The 22666-nt window shown below is 72.5% G+C and carries 27 protein-coding genes; 10 read left to right on the top strand and 17 right to left on the bottom strand.

What is annotated here, in order from left to right:
• Positions 1 to 13 precede the first annotated feature (13 nt).
• The 8 genes from ACFYYW_RS41730 to ACFYYW_RS41695 form a co-directional block, all read right to left on the bottom strand.
• Positions 14 to 316 carry a DUF1416 domain-containing protein gene (locus ACFYYW_RS41730; RefSeq protein ID WP_352319769.1) on the bottom strand — a complete coding sequence of 101 codons (303 nt, stop codon included), beginning with the start codon at positions 314 to 316 and terminating at the stop codon, positions 14 to 16.
• A complete protein-coding gene (locus ACFYYW_RS41725) occupies positions 316 to 1155 on the bottom strand; it encodes a sulfurtransferase (protein WP_352319771.1) in 840 nt (279 codons plus the stop codon). Before ACFYYW_RS41725 ends, ACFYYW_RS41730 begins: the two co-directional genes overlap by 1 nt.
• Positions 1152 to 1565: a DUF4395 domain-containing protein gene (locus ACFYYW_RS41720; RefSeq protein ID WP_387658158.1), complete on the bottom strand. Its 414-nt coding sequence runs from the start codon at positions 1563 to 1565 to the stop codon at positions 1152 to 1154. The genes ACFYYW_RS41725 and ACFYYW_RS41720 overlap by 4 nt, the downstream gene beginning before the upstream one ends.
• Before the next feature lie 174 nt (positions 1566 to 1739).
• Positions 1740 to 2198, bottom strand: coding sequence for a thioredoxin family protein (locus ACFYYW_RS41715; protein ID WP_387658156.1), 459 nt, complete (start codon positions 2196 to 2198; stop codon positions 1740 to 1742).
• Between the two features lie 27 nt (positions 2199 to 2225).
• The gene (locus ACFYYW_RS41710; protein ID WP_387658154.1) at positions 2226 to 3041 is read right to left on the bottom strand and encodes an anti-sigma factor family protein; all 816 of its coding nucleotides are present in this window, start codon (positions 3039 to 3041) and stop codon (positions 2226 to 2228) included.
• The gene (locus ACFYYW_RS41705; protein WP_125643242.1) at positions 3041 to 3553 is read right to left on the bottom strand and encodes a sigma-70 family RNA polymerase sigma factor; all 513 of its coding nucleotides are present in this window, start codon (positions 3551 to 3553) and stop codon (positions 3041 to 3043) included. The genes ACFYYW_RS41710 and ACFYYW_RS41705 overlap by 1 nt, the downstream gene beginning before the upstream one ends.
• A gap of 37 nt (positions 3554 to 3590) precedes the next feature.
• On the bottom strand, positions 3591 to 4256 hold the full coding sequence (locus ACFYYW_RS41700; RefSeq protein ID WP_387658152.1) for a DUF2993 domain-containing protein: 666 nt from the start codon (positions 4254 to 4256) through the stop codon (positions 3591 to 3593).
• A 72-nt stretch (positions 4257 to 4328) separates the two neighbouring features.
• Positions 4329 to 4580 carry a MoaD/ThiS family protein gene (locus ACFYYW_RS41695; RefSeq protein WP_387658198.1) on the bottom strand — a complete coding sequence of 84 codons (252 nt, stop codon included), beginning with the start codon at positions 4578 to 4580 and terminating at the stop codon, positions 4329 to 4331.
• Between the two features lie 176 nt (positions 4581 to 4756).
• On the opposite strand from ACFYYW_RS41695, the gene ACFYYW_RS41690 reads away from it, so the two are divergent.
• The 3 genes from ACFYYW_RS41690 to ACFYYW_RS41680 all read left to right on the top strand — a co-directional run bounded on the left by ACFYYW_RS41690 (position 4757) and on the right by ACFYYW_RS41680 (position 9470).
• On the top strand, positions 4757 to 5449 hold the full coding sequence (locus ACFYYW_RS41690) for a response regulator transcription factor (protein WP_352319780.1): 693 nt from the start codon (positions 4757 to 4759) through the stop codon (positions 5447 to 5449).
• A gap of 104 nt (positions 5450 to 5553) precedes the next feature.
• Positions 5554 to 9000 (top strand): tetratricopeptide repeat protein, encoded by a 3447-nt coding sequence (locus tag ACFYYW_RS41685; protein ID WP_387658150.1) that lies wholly within the window; start codon positions 5554 to 5556, stop codon positions 8998 to 9000.
• Positions 9001 to 9101: 101 nt separating this feature from the next.
• Entirely contained in the window at positions 9102 to 9470 is a 369-nt protein-coding gene (locus tag ACFYYW_RS41680) for a hypothetical protein (protein WP_352319784.1), read from the top strand.
• Positions 9471 to 9533: 63 nt separating this feature from the next.
• Here the strand turns inward: ACFYYW_RS41680 and ACFYYW_RS41675 are convergent, their stop codons facing one another.
• A complete protein-coding gene (locus ACFYYW_RS41675; RefSeq protein WP_352319786.1) occupies positions 9534 to 10724 on the bottom strand; it encodes an aromatic acid exporter family protein in 1191 nt (396 codons plus the stop codon).
• A gap of 103 nt (positions 10725 to 10827) precedes the next feature.
• Here ACFYYW_RS41675 and ACFYYW_RS41670 point away from each other — a divergent pair, with 103 nt between their 5' ends.
• Positions 10828 to 11424 (top strand): dienelactone hydrolase family protein, encoded by a 597-nt coding sequence (locus ACFYYW_RS41670; protein ID WP_352319787.1) that lies wholly within the window; start codon positions 10828 to 10830, stop codon positions 11422 to 11424.
• A 37-nt stretch (positions 11425 to 11461) separates the two neighbouring features.
• Here ACFYYW_RS41670 and ACFYYW_RS41665 read toward each other — a convergent pair whose 3' ends face one another.
• From ACFYYW_RS41665 to ACFYYW_RS41645, 5 genes are all read right to left on the bottom strand, one after another.
• Entirely contained in the window at positions 11462 to 12310 is an 849-nt protein-coding gene (locus tag ACFYYW_RS41665) for a PHP domain-containing protein (protein ID WP_387658147.1), read from the bottom strand.
• A gap of 17 nt (positions 12311 to 12327) precedes the next feature.
• Positions 12328 to 13035 (bottom strand): zf-HC2 domain-containing protein, encoded by a 708-nt coding sequence (locus ACFYYW_RS41660; RefSeq protein ID WP_364413879.1) that lies wholly within the window; start codon positions 13033 to 13035, stop codon positions 12328 to 12330.
• Entirely contained in the window at positions 13032 to 13526 is a 495-nt protein-coding gene (locus ACFYYW_RS41655) for a sigma-70 family RNA polymerase sigma factor (RefSeq protein ID WP_352355860.1), read from the bottom strand. Before ACFYYW_RS41655 ends, ACFYYW_RS41660 begins: the two co-directional genes overlap by 4 nt.
• Positions 13527 to 13697: 171 nt before the next feature.
• On the bottom strand, positions 13698 to 14348 hold the full coding sequence (locus ACFYYW_RS41650) for a hypothetical protein (RefSeq protein ID WP_387658145.1): 651 nt from the start codon (positions 14346 to 14348) through the stop codon (positions 13698 to 13700).
• An 82-nt stretch (positions 14349 to 14430) separates the two neighbouring features.
• Positions 14431 to 14802 carry a VOC family protein gene (locus tag ACFYYW_RS41645; protein WP_387658143.1) on the bottom strand — a complete coding sequence of 124 codons (372 nt, stop codon included), beginning with the start codon at positions 14800 to 14802 and terminating at the stop codon, positions 14431 to 14433.
• A 57-nt stretch (positions 14803 to 14859) separates the two neighbouring features.
• Between ACFYYW_RS41645 and ACFYYW_RS41640 the strand changes: the two genes are divergently transcribed.
• Positions 14860 to 15291 (top strand): MarR family winged helix-turn-helix transcriptional regulator, encoded by a 432-nt coding sequence (locus ACFYYW_RS41640; RefSeq protein ID WP_387658141.1) that lies wholly within the window; start codon positions 14860 to 14862, stop codon positions 15289 to 15291.
• A gap of 121 nt (positions 15292 to 15412) precedes the next feature.
• Positions 15413 to 16999 (top strand): Coagulation factor 5/8 type domain-containing protein, encoded by a 1587-nt coding sequence (locus ACFYYW_RS41635; protein ID WP_352319799.1) that lies wholly within the window; start codon positions 15413 to 15415, stop codon positions 16997 to 16999.
• An 18-nt stretch (positions 17000 to 17017) separates the two neighbouring features.
• Here ACFYYW_RS41635 and ACFYYW_RS41630 read toward each other — a convergent pair whose 3' ends face one another.
• On the bottom strand, positions 17018 to 18223 hold the full coding sequence (locus tag ACFYYW_RS41630) for an MFS transporter (protein ID WP_387658139.1): 1206 nt from the start codon (positions 18221 to 18223) through the stop codon (positions 17018 to 17020).
• A 79-nt stretch (positions 18224 to 18302) separates the two neighbouring features.
• Between ACFYYW_RS41630 and ACFYYW_RS41625 the strand changes: the two genes are divergently transcribed.
• Entirely contained in the window at positions 18303 to 19226 is a 924-nt protein-coding gene (locus ACFYYW_RS41625; protein WP_387658136.1) for a LysR substrate-binding domain-containing protein, read from the top strand.
• Here ACFYYW_RS41625 and ACFYYW_RS41620 read toward each other — a convergent pair.
• Positions 19192 to 20082 (bottom strand): SMP-30/gluconolactonase/LRE family protein, encoded by an 891-nt coding sequence (locus ACFYYW_RS41620; protein ID WP_387658134.1) that lies wholly within the window; start codon positions 20080 to 20082, stop codon positions 19192 to 19194. The genes ACFYYW_RS41625 and ACFYYW_RS41620 overlap by 35 nt on opposite strands.
• A 167-nt stretch (positions 20083 to 20249) precedes the next feature.
• Between ACFYYW_RS41620 and ACFYYW_RS41615 the strand changes: the two genes are divergently transcribed.
• Both ACFYYW_RS41615 and ACFYYW_RS41610 read left to right on the top strand, forming a co-directional pair.
• The gene (locus tag ACFYYW_RS41615) at positions 20250 to 20753 is read left to right on the top strand and encodes a peroxiredoxin (protein ID WP_387658130.1); all 504 of its coding nucleotides are present in this window, start codon (positions 20250 to 20252) and stop codon (positions 20751 to 20753) included.
• A 26-nt stretch (positions 20754 to 20779) separates the two neighbouring features.
• Positions 20780 to 21226: a GNAT family N-acetyltransferase gene (locus ACFYYW_RS41610; protein ID WP_387658127.1), complete on the top strand. Its 447-nt coding sequence runs from the start codon at positions 20780 to 20782 to the stop codon at positions 21224 to 21226.
• Between the two features lie 6 nt (positions 21227 to 21232).
• Here the strand turns inward: ACFYYW_RS41610 and ACFYYW_RS41605 are convergent, their stop codons facing one another.
• Positions 21233 to 22159, bottom strand: coding sequence for a helix-turn-helix transcriptional regulator (locus ACFYYW_RS41605; protein WP_387658124.1), 927 nt, complete (start codon positions 22157 to 22159; stop codon positions 21233 to 21235).
• A 92-nt stretch (positions 22160 to 22251) separates the two neighbouring features.
• On the opposite strand from ACFYYW_RS41605, the gene ACFYYW_RS41600 reads away from it, so the two are divergent.
• A complete protein-coding gene (locus tag ACFYYW_RS41600; protein ID WP_387658121.1) occupies positions 22252 to 22665 on the top strand; it encodes a VOC family protein in 414 nt (137 codons plus the stop codon).
• Position 22666 lies beyond the last annotated feature (1 nt).

Genomic DNA, 22666 nt, shown 5'->3' with positions numbered 1-22666 from the left:
GCGCTGTCTGGGCTCAGACGGCGACCGCGAGCTGGGAGACCTCACCCAGCCTGGCCTCCACCTGAACGTCGCGGGTGACGCCGCCGCCCGCGATGATGCGGACGGTCCAGTCGCCGGGCGCGGCGAAGAAGCGGAAGACGCCGTCGTCGGAGACGACGACCTCACCGGTGAACTCGCCGGAGTGGTCGAGCAGCCGCGCGTAGGCGGTGGTGGCGCCCGTCACCACGCCCTGGATGACGGCCTGGTTGGACAGATCGATCCCGGCCGGCAGCGCGATGGTCTGCTCCGGCGCTCCGCAACCCTGTGCAGCGGTCATCAGCGGGCCTCCCCCAGCTCGATCGGCACGCCCACGAGCGAGCCGTATTCCGTCCACGAACCGTCATAGTTCTTCACGTTGCCCTGGTCGAGGAGCTCGTGCAGCACGAACCAGGTGTGCGCCGAGCGCTCGCCGATGCGGCAGTAGGCGATGGTGTCCTTGCCGAAGTCGACGCCGGCCTCGCCGTAGAGGGCGCGCAGCGCGTCGTCGGACTTGAAGGTGCCGTCGTCGTTCGCGGCCTTGGACCACGGGATGTTGCGGGCGGTGGGCACGTGGCCGCCGCGCTGCGCCTGCTCCTGCGGGAGGTGGGCCGGGGCGAGCAGCTTGCCGGTGAACTCGTCGGGCGAGCGCACGTCGACCAGGTTGAGCTTGCCGATCGCGGCGACCACGTCGTCGCGGAAGGCGCGGATCGCGGTGTCCTGCTCCTGGGCGACGTACTGGGTCTTGGCGCGCTCGGGCACGTCGCGGACCAGCTCGCGGGAGTCGAGCTCCCACTTCTTGCGCCCGCCGTCGAGCAGCTTGACGTCCTGGTGGCCGTAGAGCTTGAAGTACCAGTACGCGTAGGCGGCGAACCAGTTGTTGTTGCCGCCGTAGAGCACGACGGTGTCATCGTTGGAAATGCCGCGGTCCGACAGCAGAGCCTCGAAACCGGTCTTGTCCACGAAGTCGCGGCGGACCGGGTCCTGCAGGTCCTGCCGCCAGTCGACCTTCACGGCGCCACGGATGTGGCCCTTGTCGTAGGCGCTGACGTCTTCGTCGACCTCGACGAGTACGACGTTGGGCGTGTCGAGGTTGGCCTCGACCCAGTCGGCGTCCACCAGGGCGGCGGAGCGGCTCATTGGGAAACCTCCATTTTGGCGGCGGGCAGTAGACGGCGAATGAGCAGGTACGTTTCGCAGCCGAGGCAGAATCCGAAGGCTGCGTTGAGGAAGGCGGCGAGGAGAGCCGCGGCCGTGGCCCCGAGGGCCAGCGGTGTGATCCCGACGGCGAACCCGGCCAGCCCCGCGACCGCGAAGAGCAGCCCCACCCCCTGCGCGAACCGCGGCGGGCGGGCGTCTTCGGTTTCCTTCGGCGCGCTCCTGACGAGCGCTTTGAAGAGCATCGTGTACGGCGAGCGGCGCGCGACTCCCAGCGCGAAGACCACCGCCTGGACGGCGAGCAGCCACGCGCTCCCCGTCACGAGGACGAGAGCGAGGACCAAGGTGGTGACGGCCGCGCCGAAGCGCAGCGCTCTGGGATCAGCACGCATCGCAGGATGCTCCTGAAGGGGTCGATTGGGGCGGACCAGATGTCCGCGGTGACCGTCCTCAGGCAGCGCGACAGAGCGCGGTGGCCACGCGGCAGAAATCAACCGCGCGCCGCTTCGTGAGCAGCTCTGTCGACGGGTTCATAGCGACGACCCTACTCGTCGTCTCGCCATCTGTCACATCTCGTCCGAGTTCTGAGACAGTTCGTGAGACGGCCGTGACTCCCCGGAGGGGATCGCGGCTGCCAGCGCGGCCAGCACGTCGGCCTTCCGTGGCTGGCCAGAGGCCTTTTTGACCACATTGCCTGACGGATCCAGCACAAACACAGTGGGCGTGCGCATGACGTCGAATCGCCTTACCAGATCGAGCCGGGACTCGGCGTCGATCTCCACGTGCGCCACCCCGGGCACGAGCGTGCTCACGTCGGCCAGCACCCGCCTGGTCGCCCGGCAGGGCTGGCAGAACGCGGTCGAGAACTGCACCAGCGTGGCCCGCTCGCCCATGGCGGCGCCCAGCATGTCCGCGGTCAGCCGTTCCCCGGCCGCCGCGCGCACCCGTCCGTCGCGGCGCAGACGAACCACCCCGATCACCGTGCCGAGCGCCAGCGTTGCCAGCGCGATCCACAGACCCGTCACCTCAGGGCCAACCACGGGCGGCCGCGATTACTTCCTGGCCGGGCCGGCGACGTTCACCAGGACGCGTCCCCGCCGGTCGACGACCTCGAAGCGGTCGATGCGCCGCATGGGCACCGGCGTCGCCATCTGGAAGACGGTCTCCTCCCGGTAGCTCTCGCGGCTGACGGTCCAGCTCCCGGCGACCTCGCGCCGCCCCCTGTCGTCGTAGACGGCCAGGCTGCAGGCGGTGCCGACCGGCACGTTCCGCACGGTCACCAGCAGCTCGGTGCGCCCGTCGCCGGGCAGGGCGTAGACCGTGGCGTAGTAGTCCCTGACCCGGTTCTCGCCCTTGAACGCCCGGCCGTCGCCGGTGGTGCTCAGGGCCGTGGTGGGCATCGCGCTCGGCGACGGGACGGCCTTCCTGAGCTGGGCGTCGGGCGCGGCGTCGCTGGCGACGAAGCCCTCGGTCTCCGGCGACTTCTCGGCCGCCGAGGACTGGGGGGCGGCCGCGGGCGCGGCCGCGGTCTGCTGCGTGACGTCCTGCCGGGTGACGCTCCAGACCGTGCCGCCGACGGCGATCACCGCGACGGAGGCGGCCACGGCCAGCATGACCCGGCCGCGCCGGTGGCGCCGGGCGCGGGCGTTGAGCAGCCGGTCGAGCACCTGGCGCGGCGGGCTGGCCACCAGCTCGACGTCGCGCTCGGACACCTTGCCGAGGAAGGCGGCGACGCCTTCGAGTTCGAGCAGCTCGGCGCCGCAGCTCTCGCAGGTGGCCAGGTGGTTGTCGATCTCCAGCGCCTCGTCGGGTTCGAGCGCGCCCAAGGCGTGCGCGCCCATGGCGATGCGCACTTCTTCGCAGGTCATCACGGCGCCAGCCCCCGCTCTTCCAGCGCCAGCTTGAGCGCGCGCAGCGCGTAGTAGGTGCGCGACTTGACCGTGCCCGGCGGTATGCCCAGCGTCGCCGACGCCTCCTTCACCGATCGCCCCCGGTAGTAGACCTCCAGCAGCACCTCGCGGTGCTCGGGCCGCAGCGCGGCCAGCGCCTCGGCCACGGCCCACGACTCGACCGCCCGTTCCAGCTCGTCGTCGGCAGGCAGCACCGCGAGGGCCTCGTCGCCGGTCTCCTGCGGCCTGGCCTTCTTGGCGCGGTGCTGGTCGACCACGAGGTTACGCGCCACCGTGAACAGCCAGGCCCGGATGGGACGGCCGGAGAGCGCGTCGGGGTGCCGCCAGGCCCGCAGCAGCGTCTCCTGCACCACGTCCTCCGCACGTCCGGAATCACCGGTGAGTCGCAGCACGTACCCGTAGAGTGGCCCGGCGTGCTCGTCGAAGAGGGTGCGTACGAGCTCCTCGTCCGCGGTGCCTGCTGCGCTCACGCCCTCATCACGTACGGGGGGCCGCAGCGGTTCAGGCTCATCCACGGATCGGCACGTCAGACGCTTCGGCCGAGAACTCCAATCCGTCGGCCACGTTCTGGACCCCGGTGATCTTCACGTCGAAGGGCAGGCCGCCCTTGAACGGGATCGTGTAGGTGACGAAGCGGGCGAGCTGGTCGGGCACGCCCTGGATCTTCTCCGCCTGGAGCCTGATGGCGCCGTCGGCCACGTCGACCCGCATCTCGGCGGTGAACTGCACCTTCTGCACCCCCACCGTCACCTCTCCCGACGCCACGAGCCGCCGCCCGTTGCCGCTGATCTTGATGCCCCGGGGCGCGTACTTGTCGATCGTGGCCCGGGTGAGCACGCCGCTCACGGTGACCCGCCCGGCCCGGACGTCGGCACGGTTCTGCAGCACGTCGGACAGCGGGGCGGTCACGTCGTAGGCGACGCCGCGCAGGTTCTTCACCGGCACGCCTCCGTAGGTGAGGGTGCCGAGATCGAACCGTACCTCGGGATAGTGCCCCGAGACGGCCTGAGTGAGAAACGGGATGCCCTCGATCGTCACCTTGGGGGTGCCGCTGAGGTCGGTGGCGGCGGCGATCCGGTTGGACAGGTCACGCTCCACCCCGGCGACGGCGACGCGGTCGACCACGACGAAGAGGACGACCAGCACGATCAGAAAGATGATCAGCTTGCGCATGGGGCTCCCTGTCGTCGGCGGGGGTGTCGAGCCTATCGATCCGGCGGTCTCCTTCCCCGCCGGAGCCGTCGATCACCCGCCGGCGAAGGGCGGCAGCACCTCCACCGTGACGCCATCGCCGAGCACCACCGTGTCGTGGGCGCGCCGGCCCACGGGCGCGCCGTCCACGAGGAACGACGAACGGCCGACCACCCGGGCGAGCTCGGCCCTGTTCTGTGTGATTTTGGTCATCAGTTCCTCAAGAGTCGCCGCCTCGAACGACTCTTCCGCGACTCCGGCGGCCTCCTTGGCCGCCGCCCAATAACGTACTTTTCCTGTGGCCACGCGTTGCCTCACAATCGCCTTCGCTCTATTGTGCGTCGCCCTTAACACGCCTGTTTCAAAGGGCCCGCTGTTCATCTGGTGGACGCGCAATGGACGCGACTAAGCCGTGGGATATCCTCGCGTACAGGACCTGGGCGACGTCGCCTCCGGGTCCTTGTGTGTTAGAGGAGGCCGTGATGAGCAACCTGCTGCTGCTGACCAACGCCCTCGAGCCGTCCTCCGAGGTGCTGCCGGCGCTGGGGTTGCTGCTCCACTCCGTCCGCGTCTCGCCGGCCGAGGCGTCGGTGCTCATCGACACGCCGCCCGCCGACGCCGTCGTCGTGGACGCGCGTAAGGAGCTCGTGCAGGCCAAGAGCCTGTGCCGGTTGATCCGCACCACGGGCATCGACTGCCCGCTGCTGGTGGTGGTGACCGAGGGCGGCCTGGCCGCGATGACCGCCGAGTGGGGGGTCGACGACGTGCTGCTGGAGACCGCCGGGCCCGCCGAGGTGGAGGCGCGGCTGCGCATGGCGACCGGGCGCAGGTCGCAGGCCGCCGCCGAGGACGTCCCCGACGAGATCCGCAGCGGCGACCTGTCGATCGACGAGGCCACCTACACCGCGCGGCTGCGCGGGAACGTGCTCGACCTGACGTTCAAGGAGTTCGAGCTGCTGAAGTACCTGGCCCAGCATCCCGGCCGGGTCTTCACCCGCGCCCAGCTCCTGCAGGAGGTCTGGGGCTACGACTACTTCGGCGGCACCAGGACGGTCGACGTGCACGTCCGGCGGCTGCGCGCCAAGCTGGGCACCGAGAACGAGTCGCTGATCGGGACCGTCCGCAACGTCGGCTACCGGTTCGTGCCCGATCGCAGCGATTCGGCGCACGTGTGATCCGTTGACCCGTGTTCGCCTGATGTGACACTTTGTCGTTGGGACTGTTTCCAACCTGTCATGTCGAGGACACCGCCGTCCCCAAGATTGGTGGTGGTGGCGGCGTGGGTCTGTTCAGGTCACTTGTCGACGAGGGCGCGAGCCTTCGCCTCTTCCGCCGCGGCGAGCTGATCTGCTCGCCGGTCCGGCCGGTCAACCGCGTCCACCTGATCGACCACGGGTACGCCCGCGAGCACGTCCCCGGCGGCGACCGGGAGGTCGTGCACGACCTGCGCGGCCCCGGCGACCTGGTGGGCGAGCTGGCCTTCTGGAGCCCCGGCGAGCGCGTCAAGGTGGACGCCCTGACCGAGGTCCGGGCCTGGCCCATCGACCTGCGGCGGTTACGCGAGCACGCCTCGGCGGGCCCGGCCGTGGCGACCGCGCTCGTCCAGGAGCTGTTCGCCAGGAACCTGGCGGCCCGCAGGCACGAGGCGCTGGCGCGGGCCCCGGTCGCCGCCCGCCTGGCCGTGTGGCTGCTGCACCTGGACGAGCGGTACGAGCTGGCCTCCCCCGCCGCGCCGCCGCTGTCCATGGAGACGCTGGCCGACCTCGTGGGCAGCGCGCCCGACGTCGTGCAGCGGCAGCTCACGCAGTGGGTCAGGCGCGGCTGGCTGGTGCGGCCGGGGTACCGGAGGCTGCGGATCGCCGACCCGGTGGCGCTGCGCGAGGCCGCGGGGGCCTGGGAGCACCTGTCCGAGCCGTGGCGCGGCCGGGTGACGCCGTTCCTCACGCGGCCGGGCGCGCAGGCCGGGCCGCTGCCGGTCGGCGAGCTGCCGAAGCCGCGCCAGCTGCCCGCCGACGTGTCCGACTTCACCGGCCGCCAGCAGAGCCTCGACCTGCTCACGGCCTGGCTGGACCGGCCGCGGCGGACGAACACCATGGTCGTGCAGGGCCTGACCGGCGTGGGCAAGACCGCGCTGGTGACGCACTGGGGCCACCTGCACGCCGACCGGTTCCCCGACGGCCAGATCATGATCGACCTGCGCGGCCACTCGCCGACCCAGCCGCCGATGAGCTCGGCGGAGGCGCTCGGGCAGATCCTGCGCTCGCTCGGCGTCGGCGAGCACATGCCGGCCTCCGACGAGGCCGAGCTGATGCTGCTCTATCGCAGCAGGATCGCCGGGCGCAGGCTGCTGCTCGTCCTGGACAACGCGGCCGACCCGGCCCAGGTGCGGGCGCTGCTGCCGGGCGGCAAGGACTGCGTGGTGCTGGTGACCAGCAGGACGCGGATGGCGCCGCTGCGCGCCACCGGGCACGCCGACCTCATGGACCTGTCGGTGCTCGACCCGGGCAACGCGGTGGCGCTGCTGGTGTCGGTGCTCGGCGAGGGTTCGCCGCGGGCCGCCGACCGGGACGCGCTGGCCGAGCTGGCCCGGGTGTGCTCGTACCATCCGTACGCGTTGCGGATCTCGGCGGCCAAGCTGGCCGAGGACCCGGGGCTGAGCGTGCGGGCGCGGGCGGCGGAGCTGCGTACGCCGGACCGGCCGCTGGCCGGGGACCCGGAGGAGGCGTTCAGGTCGGCGCTGGACCTGGCGTACGAGTCGCTGAGCCCCGCCCAGCGGCGGGCCTTCCGGCACGTCGGGCTGCTTCCCGGACGGGATTTCGCGCCGGAGGTGCTGGCGGCGGCGCTGGGCGTGCCGGTGGGCGAGGCGGTGGCGGCGGTCGAGGGGCTGCATCGGGCGTACCTGGTCGAGCCGCTGCCCGGGTCGCGGTACCGGGTGCACGACCTGGTCAAGTGGCAGGCCAGGGAACTCGGCCGGCACGCCGAGGCGGGGGTGCGCGAGGCCAGGGTGCGGCTGCTCGACCACTACCTGGCGGTCGCGACGGGGCCGGACACGCCGCGCGAGTGGTTCGAGGCCGAGCGGCGGTCGCTGGTCTCGGCGGTGCGGCTGGCCGAGGAGAGCGGGGCGTACGGGATGGCCTGGCAGCTCGCCGAGGCGGTGTTCGAGCCGTTCAGGAGGCTGCGGTACTACGAGAACAACCTGGAGGTGCAGCAGGCCGGGCTGACCTCGGCCATCCAGGTGGGCAACCGGCGGGCCGTCGCGCTCATGCGCAGCCATCTCGGCTCGATCCACCGCGACATCGGGCCGTCCACGCTGGCGGCCAGGTTCATCGGCGAGGCGCTGGCCGACTTCACCTCGCTGGGCGACCGCGCGGGGCTGGCCCGCGCGCTCAACGACCTGGCCGAGGTGCACGGCATCGCGGGCAACAGGGACGCGGCGCTGCGCCGCGCGGGCGAGGCGCTGGAGGTGTACCAGGAGATCGGCGACCTGGCCGGCGTGGCCACCTGCCTGCACACGCTCGCCCTGCTGCACCTGTCGCGGGAACGGCACGACCTGGCGCTGCGGTACGCCGGCCAGGCGCTGCGGGTGCGGGAGGAGCTGGGTGACCGCAGGGGCACCGCGCAGAGCTTGATCGTCTCGGCCCGGGTCCGGCAGAGCCTGGGCGAGCCGGACGCGGCGCTCTCAGAGGGCCTGGAGGCGTTGTCGATCTGCCACGAGCTGGGCGACGAGCACGCCGAGGCCGAGACGCTGCTCTGCCTGGCCGAGATCTACGACCGGCTCCGGCTGCAGCAGGACGCCCGCCGCGACGCCGAACGCGCCCTGGCCGGGTACACGGCCACCGGCGACCAGCACGGCTGCGGACGGGCGTTGTGCGCCCTGGGCCGCATCGCGCGCAACGGCTCGCGCTACGACGAGGCGCTGGCCTGCTACGAGCAGGCGCTGGCGGTGCAGGTCGAGCTCCACCACGAGCAGGGCAAGGCCGAGACGCTCGGCGACATCGGGCTGGTGCACTGGCGGCTGTCGGACTACCTGCGCGCCGACGACTACCTGAACCAGGCGCTCGGGATCAGCCGGGTGATCCGCGACGAGCCCGTCGAGGCCCGCATGCTCAACCGGCTGGCCCGGGTGCGCCGCCGCCAGGGCCAGCCGCAGGTGGCCTTCGTGTACGCGCTGGAGGCCCTGGACCTGGTCCAGGGGCTGGGCAACCGGCGGGCCGAGGCCGACGTGCAGGAGACGCTGGCGTACACGTACCTGTCGCTGGGGTGGCACGAGCAGGCGCTGCGGGCGGCGCGGGCCTCGCTGGCGCTCAGGGAGGAGACGGGCGACAACAGGGCCAGCGCGCTGCTGTCGATCGCGCAGGCCCTGCACACGGGCGGCGAGCCCGCGGCGGCCCTGGAGTACGCCAGGCAGACTGCCGAGCTGCAGAACGAGACCGGCACCAGGGACCGGTGGGGGGCGGCGCTCACGACGCTGGCCATGGTGCTGCTCGACCTGGACCGGGCCGAGGAGGCGCTGGTGCACGCCAAGCAGGCCAGGGACGTGCACCTGGAGTGCGGGACGCGGCGCGACCTGGGGTGCGCGTTGAGGGCGCTCGGCCTGATCACCGCCAGGCTCGGGGACCGCGCGGCGGCGGTGGCCCATCTGGCCGAGGCGGTGCGCACGCTGGACGAGGTGGGGGACGTCTTCGAGGGCCGGCGGGCGGCGCAGGAGCTGCGGGAGCTCTCCTGAAAAGCCGCTAAAAGTCGGGAAATCTCGGAAGTGAGGTCGCAGATCTTCTCCGCGCCTTCTCGTTAGCTGGTGCCACCAGCGACGACACGGAGGTGATCCGGATGCTCAAGCACCACATGCGCCGAGACCTGCAGTCACTCAAGCGACAGGCGCGCAGGGATCGGCGGGTCACGCTCGGCCTGCTGGCCGGGGTGCTGGCGGCCTGGACCCGTCAGCTCTCGCCGGGTGACCCGCCGGCCGGGCCGGGGGTGCTGGTCGCCCTCTCGGTCGGGCTGCTCACCGCGTCGGGGGCGGCCTGGCTGATGGCGGCCTACTTCGCGGCACGGGCGGTCAGGCCGCGGTCCGAACCGGTGGAGGTGCTGGTCTGGGTGGCGCGGGTGAGCAGGAGCAAGGAGTGGGCGTTCTGCTCGCTGGCCGCGTACGTGGCCTGGCACCTGCTCCAGTTCGTCACCGCGCTGCTCCTGGCCTGAACGGGGGGCGCGGCGAGCCGGGCCCGCGGGCGGTGGGGGGCAGGGGCGGGGTCAGGGGCGGGGTCAGGGGAAGGCGGACTGGTGGGGGCCGGTGTCGGGGTCGAACTCGTGGCGGATCCTGGCGCAATCGTCGAGCAGGGCGCCGTACAGGGGCCACAGGGGGCCCTTGGGCGGGGAGCCGGCCAGCTCGGCGGCCAGGTGGCGCTGCTGGTGCTCGCCCTCGCGCAGGGCCGCGCACAGGTTCGCCATGTCCCTGGACGCGGCCTTGCCCACCTGGATCAGGCCGAAGTCACGGAAGATGCGCGACAGCGCGCGCAGCTCGCCGGCCAGGGGTTCGGGCAGGTCGGCGGCCTTCTCGCCGGGCAGGCCGCGGGCGCCGGCGATCAGGTCCACCAGCCCGCGCGCGATGCTCCTGAGCTGGTGCCCGGCGTGGTCGAGGCAGGTCGCGGCCTCGGCCGACTGGCGCAGGCGCCGGTCGTAGCGGCGCCGCCGGCGGAAGGTCAGGCGCAGGGACTCGGCCGCCTGGTCGGCGGTGTCCTTGGTCTCCTCCAGGCGCTGGGACAGCTCGCGGGCGCGGTCGAGCCAGTCGCGGGCCATGTCCTCGGTCCAGTGGCCGCTCAGCCCGTCGGCCATGTCCTGGGCCAGGTCGGCTAGCTCGGCCGACATGTCGCACAACTGCCTGGCGGCGTGCTCGACGAAGCGCGGCGGCAGGATGAGCAGGTTCGCCGCGATGCCGATGGCCGCGCCGAGCAGGACGTCGGCCAGGCGCGCGAAGCCGTACGTGCGGCCGAGCGAGAGCACCAGCAGGGCGGTGATCGGGATCTGCACGTTCTGGGCCGGCAGGTTGAGCAGCCGGGTCAGCACGAGCCCGGCCGCCACCAGCACGCCCAGCGTCAGCGCGTTGACGCCCATCAGCCAGATCAGCCCCGACGCCGCCGCCACCCCCACCACGACCGCCCCGACCTGCTGGAACCCGCGTACGACCGTGCTGTAGGCGGTCGCCGAGACCGTGAGCAGCACCCCGATCGGCACCAGCACGGGCAGCGGCACCTTCAGCGCGAACGTGGCGAGCCACCACCCGAACACGCAGGCCAGCGTCACCTTGACCGTCTGGGCGAACGCCTCCCGTTCGGCCCTCAGCCACTCCCGGAACCCCTGGGCGCGCAGGCGCGCGAGCCCGGCCGCCGCGCCCGAGACGATCCGCCCGAGCGGCGCGCCGGCGCTCTGCTGCTTGCGCCCCGGCTCTTTGTTCATACTCCCAGGTCAATGCCCATTCGAGCGGTGGATAGAGGTCGCCGTGCCTGGGTAGCGGCAAGGTTGTGGCGCAGCGGGGCAGCGCGCCCGTCGGAGGTGAAGCATGACCGGCGACCTGGTCGTCCCTGACGCCGCCCGGGGGGTGGTGGTGTTCGCGCACGGCAGCGGCAGCGGCCGGCTCAGCCCGCGCAACCGTTACGTGGCCGAGGTGCTGAACAGGGCCGGCCTGGCGACGTTGCTGTTCGACCTGCTCACGCCCGAGGAGGAGGCCGACCGGGCCAACGTGTTCGACATCGGGCTGCTGGCCGGGCGGCTGCTGGAGCGTACGGAGGAGCTGCGCGGGCACGAGGAGGCGGCGGGGCTGCCGATCGGCTACTTCGGCGCGAGCACGGGCGCGGCGGCGGCCCTGTGGGCGGCGGCCGAGCCGGACAACCGGATCGCGGCGATCGTCTCCCGCGGCGGGCGGCCGGACCTGGCCGGGAAGCGGCTGGCCGCGGTACGCGCGCCCACGCTGCTCATCGTCGGCGGCCGGGACCCGATCGTGATCGACCTGAACGAGGAGGCGCAGCGGCATCTGAGCGCCGAGCACCGCCTGACCGTCGTGCCCGGCGCCACCCACCTGTTCGAGGAGCCGGGCGCGCTGGAGAGCGTCGCCGAACACGCCCGCGACTGGTTCACCACGTACTTCAGCGCGCCGTGATCGGTGCGGCCTTCAACGGCCCCTGATCGGGCCGCTCTCAACGGCCCGTGATCGGTGCGGCGCCCTTCGCCTCGGCGAGCAGGCGCGCGTAGACCTCGGGGTCGGTGGTCTCGCAGCCCAGGCGGTGGCCGGTCAGCTCGCCGTGGTCGTCGCTCGACCCGGTCACTTCGAGGCCGAGCCCGGCGGCGAGGCGGCGCAGGTGGGCGCGGGCCTCGTCGTCGTGGTCGAGGTGGTCGGCCTCCACGCCGAAGAGCCCGGCCGCGGCCAGCTCGGCGATCCACTCGTCGGGCACCGCCTCACCGCGCCGGACCGCCTTCGGATGGGCCAGCACGGGCACCCCGCCGGCCGACCGCACGAGGCGGACCGCGCGTACGGGGTCGAGGGCGTAGCGGGTGACGTGCGCGCGGCCGCCCGCGCCGATCCACTCGGGCGTGAACGCCTCCTCCGGCGCGGCCACGGCCCCCGCGGCGACCATGGCGCGGGCGATGTGCGGCCGTCCGACCGGGCTGTCGCCGGCCACCGCGGACACCTGCTCCCAGGTGATCGGCACGCCCAGCTCGACCAGCCGCTCGACGGTCAGCCTGCCGCGTTCCTCGCGGGCCCGGCGGATGCGTTCGCACTCGGCCAGCAGCTCGGGGTCGGCGGGGTCGAAGAGGTAGGCGAGCAGGTGGATGCTCTGCCCGGCCCGCCGGCACGACAGTTCCATGCCCGGCACCAGCGTCAGGCCCTCGGGGAGCGCCTCGGCGGCCGCCCGGTGGCCGGCGACGGTGTCGTGGTCGGTCAGCGCGAGCACGTCGAGGCCGCGCTCGCGGGCGCGGCGCACCACGTCGGCCGGCGGCTGCGTGCCGTCGGAGGCGGTGCTGTGGCTGTGCAGGTCGATGCGCATCGCTCGATGGTAGGCGGTCACACCTGCACGGTCGCGAGGATGCGGCCGTCCAGGGTCTCGATGGTGAAGTGGTTGAGATCGTCCTGGGTGAGGCTGGTGCCGCCGTGCAGCAGCAGGGGGTCGGGGGCGCCCGGGACGCCGTACCCCTTGTCGGGCACGCCCCAGCTCGCCACGGTCTCCGAGCGGCCGTCGTCGCCGAAGGCCACCAGCCGGCACTTCAGCGGCCCCTTGACGCCCTTGAGCTCCAGCGCCACGTGGGTGCCCCAGCCCTTGTCCTCGACGCCCACCACCCCGGACACGCCGGTCGCGGGGTCGTTGACCGGGTAGGTGCGGCCGGTCATGAGCAGGGCGCGGGCGGGGCTGTGCACGCTGTCGGGGTCGGGGCCCGAGGTCGCCGCGTTGACGGCGAGGAAGACGCCGGTCGCGACGAGGAAGCACGCGGCGGCCGACATGAGCCCCCGGTGGAGGGCACGGCGGCGGCGCTCCACGGCGGCCCGGCGCACCAGCAGCGACTCGACCGGCGACTCCAGCTCCGACTCGACCGGCCCGGCGCGCAGGTCGTCGGGGTCGACGCCGCGCATCAGCTCCCCCATCGCCGCGAACGCGCCGACCTCGCCGGCGCAGCTCGGGCAGCCGTGCAGGTGGCGTTCGAAGGCGTTGCGCTCGTCGTCGTCCAGCAGGCCCAGCGCGTACGCCGCCACGTCCTCGTGGTGCACTTCGTTCACGGGAGCCCCACCCCCCTTTCCTCCAATGCGATGCGTAACGCCCGCATCGCGTAGTACACGCGGGACTTCACCGTGCCCACGGGCACGCCGATCGTCTCCGCGGCCTCCTGCAGCGTACGATCGCGCAGGAAGGTCTCCGTGAGCACCTGGCGGTGCGCCGGCGACAACGAGAGCATGGCGTCGGTCACCACGATCTCGCGCAGCAGGCGGTCGTCCTCGGCGGCCACGGCGTTCGCCCGTTCCGGGACCTCCTCCACGGTGTCGAGGGGACGCGTGCCGGCCCGGCGCCGGTCGTCGATCACGACCCGGCGGGCCACGGTGGCCAGCCAGGGCATCAACGAGCCGTTGTCGGTCCGCAGGTCCCCGAGGTTGCGCCAGGCGCGTACCAGCGTCTCCTGGACGACGTCCTCCGCCCAGCGCCGGTCGCCGCCCGTCAGCCGCACGGCGAAGGCCATCAGCGGGGACCCGTATTCGCGGTACAGGGCCCGCACCATGGCCTCGTCGGTCACACGATGATTCACGCGGCGACTCCTCGCGCTGCGTACATCATGAAATGTCGCCCGGATAACTACTGATATTGAATTATTGCCCTAGCACGGGCGAGGAACAAGATACGGGATTTGCATCAATCGCCCCACCTGTTCATTCAACGATAAAGCTGATCATTCACCCGATGACGCCCGCCCGTGCCGCCCCGCCGCTCGCGACCGCGCCTCCGGACGCGCCTCCGTACGCGCCTCCGGACGCGCCTCCGTACGTGCTTCCGTATGTGCCTCCGGACGCGCCGGCTCGTGCGGGCCGGCCCATGCCTCGGCCTCGCGCAGCAGGTCGCGCACCGAAGCGTGCCGGGCCGAGGCCGCGTGCCCGAGCAGGACGCGTACCAGCTCGATGGCCGTCGGCCGGGCGGCCGGGTCCGGCCGGCGGCACCGGTCGACCAGGCCGCGCAGCACGGGCGGCAACCGATCGAGGCCCGCCCCGCCCCTAACGTGCCCGGCGTGCCCGGCCGCGGCGAAGACGATCACGTCGGCCCACTCGCGCACGTCGGCCGGCGGGAGGTCGCTGCTCCTCGGGCCGGGCGCGAACGACACCTCGCCGAGCGGCCCGACCAGCACGTTGTGCGGCCCGAGCCGCAGCCCCGCGATCCCGGTCAGATGCAGCCTGGCCATGGTGGCGGCCGTGCCCAGCGCGAGCCGGTGCAGCGCCTCCCCCTCGTACGGTCCCGCCGCCGCGACCACGTCGGCCAGCGGCTCGCCCATCCCCAGGTAGTCGCGCGGCCGAAGGGCCAGCCCGCCACCCCATCCCTGACTGTCCATCGCCGTCCTCCGGCTCGGTGCTCGTCGTCAGGGTGTACGCCGTCCCGCGCGGCCCGGGTTCAACGGCTCCCATGCGGAAAACTCATGGAACGGCCGTGAAGAACTCGTAGCTGTGGCCGTTCGGGTCGCGCACGTAGACGCCCCTGCCGCCGCCCAGGTCGTTGGTCCGCCGGTCCCAGCCGTTCCAGGGGCCCGAGCCGTACTCGACGTCCGGGTCGGCGGCGAGCCGGGCCAGGAGCGCGTCGAAGGCGTCGTCGTCCAGCAGGAAGGCGTAGTGGCCGGGCTGGGCGTGGTGGCGGTCGTCGAAGTCGAGGGTGGTGTCGTCGTTGATCCGGACGGGCGTGAACGGCCCCGACGGCGCGCCCGCCGCCAGGCCCAGCAGCCCGGCGAGGAAGGCCGCCGCCACGTCCTTGTCGGCGGCGGGGACGATCAGGTGGTCGAGCGTGATGCCCATGGCGCTCTCCTCTGAGTTGTATGCGATACGCATACATTATCCGCATAGACTGTCCCCGTGAACGACGACTTCTCCGCCGACGGCGGCCCCGCGCTCTTCCGGCTGGTCCGCTTCTGGTCGCGGCGCTGGGCCGGGCAGGCGGCCGGCGAGCCGGGCCAGGTCCAGCACGTCCTGGTGCTGGAGGCGGTGCGCAGCTCCCCCGGCGAGGCGGACGTCGCCACCGTGGCCCACCAGCTCGGCCTCGACCACTCGGGCGCCAGCCGCATGGTCAGGGACGCCGTCGCCGCCGGCCATCTCGTCCGCGAGACCAGCGAGCACGACCGCCGCCGGGCCGCGCTGCGGGTCACCGGCAGCGGCGAGGCCCTGCTGGCCGCCGCCCGGCAATGGCAGCGGCACGTCTTCGACGACCTGACCGCGTCCTGGGACGAGCCGGACCGGCGGCGGTTCGGCGCCTACCTCGGCCGCCTGGCCGACGACGTGGGCGCCTGACATTTCGGTCACGGATTTAGAGCAGATTTAGATGAGATCAGCTCATGTTCGGTCTTGCCGGGGCCCTTCCGGCGGTGGATGCTTGCGGCGACCCCGGTACCGCAGCCTGGGAGGTGGTCCCGTGTTCCACCGTCTCATCCGCCGGGCGGCCGCAGCCGTCCTTCTCCTGACCGGCGCGCTGGTCGCGCCGTCCGTCCCGACCGCCGCCGCGCACGCCGCCGCCGCCGTGAGCGGCTTCGTGGACGGCCACAGCCACCTGTTCTCCTACGAGACGTTCGGCGGCATGCTCATGTGCGGCAAGCCGTTCGACCCCGACGGCATCGAGCACGCGCTGACCGACTGCCCCGACCACTACCCGAACGGCGAGCTGGCCTGGTACGAGAACTTCACCAGGACCGGCAAGCCCACCGGCACCCACGACCCGGTGGGCTGGCCCACCTTCCGCGACTGGCCGGCCCACGACTCGCTGACCCACCAGCAGGCGTACTACACCTGGGTCGAGCGCGCCTGGCGCGGCGGGCTCCGGGTGCTGGTCAACGACCTGGTGGCCAACCGGCAGCTGTGCGCGATCTACCCGCTGAAGAAGTACTCCTGCGACGAGATGACGTCCATCCGCCTGCAGGCCCAGCGCGCCCGCGAGCTGCAGGACCACATCGACGCCGAGTCGGGCGGCCCCGGACGCGGCTGGTTCCGCCTCGTGAACGACCCCGCGGAGGCCAGGAGCGTGGCCGCGGCCGGCAAGCTGGCCGTCGTCCTCGGGATCGAGACGTCGGAGCCGTTCGGCTGCCGGCAGATCCTCGGCATCCCGCAGTGCACGAAGTCCCAGATCGACCGGGGCCTGGACGAGATGTACGCGCTCGGCGTGCGCAGCATGTTCGTCTGCCACAAGTACGACAACGCGCTGTGCGGCGTGCGCTTCGACTCCGGCACCCAGGGCGCGATCGTCAACGTCGGCAACCTGCTGTCCACCGGCTCGTTCTGGCAGGCCCGCACCTGCACCGGCCCCGAGCACGACAACACCATCGACCCGGCCGGCGTGCTGCCCGACCAGATCGCGCGGCTGCTGCCGCCGGGCGTCTCGCTGCCGCTGTATCCGCCGGCGCCCCACTGCAACACCCGGGGGCTGACCTCGCTCGGCACGTACATGGTCCAGGGGCTGATCCGGCGCGGCATGATGGTGGAGATCGACCACATGAGCGTGAAGGCCGCGGCCCAGACGCTCGGCCTGCTGGAGGCGGCCCGCTACCCCGGCGTGATCTCCTCCCACAGCTGGGCCGACCCGGGCTTCTTCGGCCGCATCTACGCGCTCGGCGGCATGATCACCCAGTACGGCCACAACTCCCCGGACTTCGTCGCGGAGTGGCGGCGCACCGCGCCGCTGCGGCAGCAGTACAACGTCCCCGGATACGGCTACGGCCTGGACGTCAACGGCATGGGCCGCCTGCCCGCCCCGCGCGCGGGCAACGCCGCGAACCCGGTGACGTACCCGTTCACGTCCTTCGACGGGAGCGTGCGCCTCGACCGCCAGCGCACCGGGCAGCGGGTCTGGGACGTCAACGTCGACGGCGTGGCCAACTACGGCCTGGTCCCCGACTGGATCGAGGACATGCGCCTGCTCGCCGGTCAGGACATCGTCCGTGACCTGGCGGGCGGCGCGGAATCGTACCTGCGGACCTGGGAGGCGACCGCCGCGCGGCGACTGCCGTGAGGCGGGCGTCCCCGTCGTTCACGCGACCGGCTGGACGGACCGCGAGGTCCGCCGGCCGGTGGCGAGGTTGAGCAGCAGCGAGGCCGCGGTCAGCGCCACGCCGAACCACACGACGCTGGTGACGCCGGCGTTGTCGGCGAACAGCCCGCCGAAGAGCGCGCCGAGCGCGATGGAGGTGTTGTACGCCATCGTGTTGAGCGACATGGCCGCCTCGAAGGTCTCCGGCGCGGCGGCGAGCGTCATGTTGACCTGGGCGAGCTGCACCACCCCGAACGACAGCCCCCAGACGACCAGCGCCACGATCGCCCCCGTGGCGCTGCCGCCGATCGCGAGCAGCAGCAGCATGGCCGCCACCAGCCCCGCGGCGCCGACGACGAAGCTGTCCCGCAGGCTGCGGCTCACGGTGTGCCCGGCGACGAAGTTGCCGATCGCGCCGGCGACCCCGAACACCATCAGCACCCCGGTCACCAGCAGCGGCGAGGCGCCCGCGTTGGCCTCCAGGAAGGGCCGGACGAAGGTGTAGGCCCCGAAGTGGCCGAGCACGAACAGCACCACCGTGAACAGCACCATGCGCAGCGGCACGTTCCGCAGCGGGAGCCCGAACACCTCGCGCACCGAGACGGCGTTCGCCGACGGCAGCGACGGGATCGCGAAGGCGACCGCCAGGAACACCAGCCCGCTCAGCCCGCTCCAGATGAGGAACGTGGTGCGCCAGTCGGTGAGGCTCTCCAGGAAGGTGCCGAGCGGGATGCCGACCACGGTGGCGATCGAGATGCCGGACATCACGATGGCGGCGGCCCGGTTGGCGTGCCGTTCCTCGACCAGCCGCATCGCCATGCTCACGCCGATGGCCCAGAACACGCCGCTGGCGAAGCCCAGCAGGAGCCGCGTCGTCAGGATCACGCCGTAGTTCGGCGCGATGCCGGTCACCAGGTTGCCCACGGCCAGCACCGCCAGCAGGACCGACAACAACACCCGCCGGTTGACCCGCCGCGACCACGCCACGATGAACGGCACGCCCAGCCCGGCCGACACGCCCTGCAACGTCACCATCAACCCGGCCGCGCCCACGGAGATGCCCAGATCCTCGCTGAGCGGGGTCAGCAGCCCCACCGGCATCAACTCGGTCGTGAGGAAGACGAAAAGGCTGGCCGTGATCGCGGCGACCCCCGCCCACGCCCGGAAGGCGGAGCGCGTCGCCTGCGGAGAAAGAGTTTGCGTCATGCGACCAGCCTGCCGACACTCCATCGATGAGTCCAACACATAGTTTTCATCACGATCGATCGTCTGACACGATTGGTCCATGGAGCTTCAGCAGCTGCGGTACGTCCTCGCCGTCGCCGAGACCAGCAACTTCACCCGCGCCGCCGAGCGCTGCCGGGTCGTGCAGTCGGCGCTCAGCCACCAGATCGCCGCCCTGGAGCGGGAGCTGGGGGCCCGGCTGTTCGAGCGCACCAGCCGCCGGGTGCGGCTGACCACGGCCGGGGAGGCGTTCCTGCCCGCGGCCCGCGACTGCCTGGAGGCCGCCGACCGGGCGCGCACCGACGTCGCGGCGGCCAGCGGGGAGATCCGCGGGCGGCTCGCGGTCGGCTCGATCCCCACGGTCTCCGCCGTGGACCTGCCGGTCGTGCTGAAGGAGTTCCGCCGCCGGCACCCGCGGGTGCGCATCACGCTGGTCTCCGCCGGCAGCGAAGACCTGATCGAACGCGTCCGGCGGGGCGAGACGGACGTCGCCTTCCTCGGCCTGCCGACCCGCGCGGAGCCGAAGGCCGTCCAGAGCCGCCCGCTGGCCAGGGGCGAGCTGGTCGCCGTGGTCGCGCCGGACCACCCCCTGGCGGGCGGCGAGAGCGACCTGCGCGGCCTCGCCGACGAGCCGTTCATCGACTTCCGCGCCGGTCACGCCGGGCGCATCCAGTCGGACGTGGCGTTCGCGGCGGCCGGCGTCCACCGCGAGGTCGCCTTCGAGGTCACCTCCGCCGAGTTCATGGTCGACCTGGTCCGGCACGGCCTCGGCGTGGGCCTGCTCCCCGCCGCGTACGCCCCCCGCTTCCCGAACCTGGGCCTCGTCCGCCTCCGCGACGCCCCGGCCCGGGTGGAGCACCTGATCTGGGGCGCCCACCCGTCCGCGGCGGCCGCGGCGTTCCTCGGCCTGATCGGCCCGCCGGCCGACGGCGGCGGGAGCGGGAGCGGGGTCAGCCGCGCAGCAGCGGCTGGCCGGGGAGCTTGACCTTGGTCTTCATCAGGCTGGGCGCGCCGTTGCCGCCGATGTTGACGAAGTAGAGCGCCTTGCCGTCGAAGGCCAGGCTGGCCGGGCTGTCCAGCTTGTCGGCCAGCACCTCCACGCCGCCGCCGGTGCGCACGATGCTGAGGGTGTTGCCCGTGTAGCTCGGCACGTAGAGCTGTCCGCGCACGTCGAAGGCCACGCCGTCGGCGCCGGCGAGCTTGGCGTCCTTGACGTAGACGGTCGGCACGCCCGCCTTGCCGCCCTTGCCGTACGGGACGCGGACGATCTGTCCTTCGTCGGACACGGCCACGTAGAAGGCGCCCGAACGCCAGGCGATGCCGTTCGCCCCGGTGCCGTCCGAGCCGACGAACAGGGACGACTTGGCCCAGACCGCCGCCTTGCCGTCGGTCACGCGGTAGACGACGCTGTTCGTGGTGTCGGTGACGTAGAGCGCGCGGTCGGGGCCGAAGGCCAGGCCGTTGGCGAAGCCGATCGGCAGCGCGGCGTAGAGCTTGGCCTCGCCGTAGGGGGTGATCCGCCAGATGCCGTTGGTGGCCGCTGCACCGGAGTTGAGCGCGGCGTAGACGTTGCCCTGGCGGTCGGTGGCCAGGCCGTTCAGCTTGCCCTCACCGATGGGCAGGGCGGCCAGCAGGCTGTCGGTGCCGGTGCTGTCGACCTTCCTGATCTCGCCCTTGGTCAGCAGGCCGACGTAGATCGTGCCGTCCGGGGCGACGGTGACGCCCTCGGTGAGGTCGCCGTACGGCTGCACGACGATCGGGCGCAGCGCGGCGGCCTGGGCCGGCGTGGCGACCAGCGTCAGCAGCGCGGCGGTGGAGAGGAAGAGGGGGATGCGCTTCATGGCTGTGATCCTGTCGCCGCAAGATCGCCGTGACGTCACCGCCGCTTCCGCGAATCATCATGTGATCGGCACGCCCTGCGAGCCTGCGGTGCTCCCCTGATGGTCGGTGAGGTCCCGCAGCCGCCCTGACCGCCACCAGCGAGACCGGCTCCGCCGAGAGCCGTCGCGTGCACGAGCTGGTCGGCCGGAGGATCCCCGACGTCCTGCTGGAACGCCATGACGGCGAGCCGGACGCCCCCGGCGCGCCGGGCGTCTGGACGGTGCTCTACTTCTTCCCCGGCGCGTTCGCCCCGGGCGCCCAGGACCACCCGCCCGGCTGGGCCGACATCCCCGGGGCGACGGGCTGCACCCTGGAGGCCCTCGCCTACGCGTCACGGTTCGCCGACTTCGAGGCGGCGGGCGCCACGATCCGCGGCGTGAGCACCCAGCGTCCCGACCAGCTGGCCGCGTTCGTCGCGCACGCGAAACTGCCCTATCCCCTGCTGTCCGACCAGAACGACCGGCTCGCCGCCGGGCTGCTGCTGCCGACCTTCCGGGCGGCCGGCGTCGACCGGTTCAAGCGCCTCACCCTGCTGGTCGACCCCGGCTCGGTCGTCCGGGCCGTGCAGTTCCCGATCAGCGATCCGGCCGGGTCGGTGGACGAGATGCTCGCCCTCGTCCGCGACCGCTGACCGGCGGCCTACGGCAGGATGGCGCCATGCTGGAGATCGACTTCCTGACCGAACCCGACCGCGCCCGCTGGGAAGTGCTGGCCCGCGGGCAGGACGCCTACTTCGACACCGAACGCGACGACGACGCCTACGAACGGACCTGGCGACGCCTGATCGACGACGAGCAGACCCGCGGGATCACCGCCCGCCTGGACGGCGAGATGGTGGGCATCGCGCACTACCTGTTCCACGCCAGCGTCTGGTACGCCGGGCGGTGCTACATGGCGGACCTGTTCGTGGACGCCGGGTTCCGGCGGCGGGGCATCGCGACGGCGGTGATCGAGTGGGTGGCCCGCGACGCCGAGGCCCACGGCTACCCGAGCCTCTACTGGAACACCCTCGAAGACGCCCAGGCCCGCGCACTGTACGACAAGATCGGCAGGTTCCACGAGGGCCTCGTCCTCTACACCTACCGGCGCGACGCCGCCCGGTAGCGGCTGTCAGACGCCCCCGTACAGCGCCGCGATCTGGGCGGCCAGCTTCGTCAGCTCCTTCTGGACGGGCTCCGGTCCCTCCACGACGACGAGGTCGCCCCAGCCCGCGAGCTGGCGGGCGATGTCCAGCGCGGTCGGCGCGGTGAGCCTGACGCGGACCCGGTCGCCGTGGGAGACCACCTCGCAGTGGCGGCCGAAGCGGTCGCGCAGCACCCGCAGGTAGCGGGCCTCGACGGTCGCGGTGGCCGTGGTCGTCGCGCGCCGGGCCTCCATCGCGGTGACGACCTCGTCCCAGGCCGCCGCGAGGTCGAAGTCCGCCGGGCGTTCGGCCGGCTCCTCGGTGACCTCGGCGTCGGTGACCCGGTCGACGCGGAAGGTCCGCTGCCCGTCGGGGGTGCCGGCGATCAGGTACCAGGTGTCGTCCTTGTCCACGAGGCCGTACGGCGCGACGACGCGCTCCCGTCCGGAGTAGGTGAGGCGGACCTTCCGGCGCCGGACCACCGCGTCCTCCAGCAGGTTGACGAGCACGGGCCGGGTACGGCGGTGCTCGCCCCAGCGGGCCGGATCGACCACGACGGCGTCCGCCGCCGCCTCGGCCTCCTGCCGGAACGTCGACGGCAGGGCGCGGACCAGCTTGCGCAGCGCCGCCTTGGCCTCCGGCGCGATCGCCGCGGCCGGGCCGAGCAGCAGGAACAGCGCCCTGGCCTCGGAGGCCTTGAGCCCGGACAGGTCGGTGCGGGCGCCGCCGAGCAGAGCCCACCCGCCGCCGCGCCCGGCCTGCGGATAGACGGGGATGCCCGCCGCCGACAGGGCCTCCAGGTCACGGCGCGCCGTGGCGACCGAGACCTCCATCTCGGCGGCGACGTCCGCCGCCGTCACCCGCCCGCGCGCCTGCATCAGCAGCAGGACGGCCACCAGTCGATCCGCTCTCATGTCTTCGACGATGCCAGAAAAAGTGCTCATTCGATGAGCACTTTGCCTGGAAGTATCGATCTCACCAGCCACCACGCGAAAGGCCACAGAACATGCTCCGCGGACTCACCACCATCAGCTTCTACGCCCACGACGTCGCCGCCGCCCGCGACTGGTACGCCGACCTCCTCGACACCCCCGCCTACTTCCAGCGCCCCGAACAGGGCGACCCCGCCTACGTCGAGTTCCGCGTCGGCGACTACCAGCACGAACTCGGCATCATCGACGCCCGCTACGCCCCCCACGGCTGGAGCACCGAAGACGACGGAGCCATCGCCTACTGGGCCGTCGACGACCTCGACACCACCTGGAAGAAGCTGCTGGAGATGGGCGCCACCCCCTACGACCAGCCCACCGAACGCGGCCCCGGCTTCACCACCGCCTCCGTCCGCGACCCCTTCGGCAACATCCTCGGCATCATGATCAACCACCACTACCTGAACGTCCTCGCGAGCCGGAAGGGCTGAC

Source organism: Nonomuraea sp. NPDC001831 (assembly GCF_042892035.1).
Lineage (GTDB): Bacteria > Actinomycetota > Actinomycetes > Streptosporangiales > Streptosporangiaceae > Nonomuraea.
Note: the sequence above shows the minus strand (reverse complement) of the source record. Positions and strands in the feature narration are given on the sequence as shown.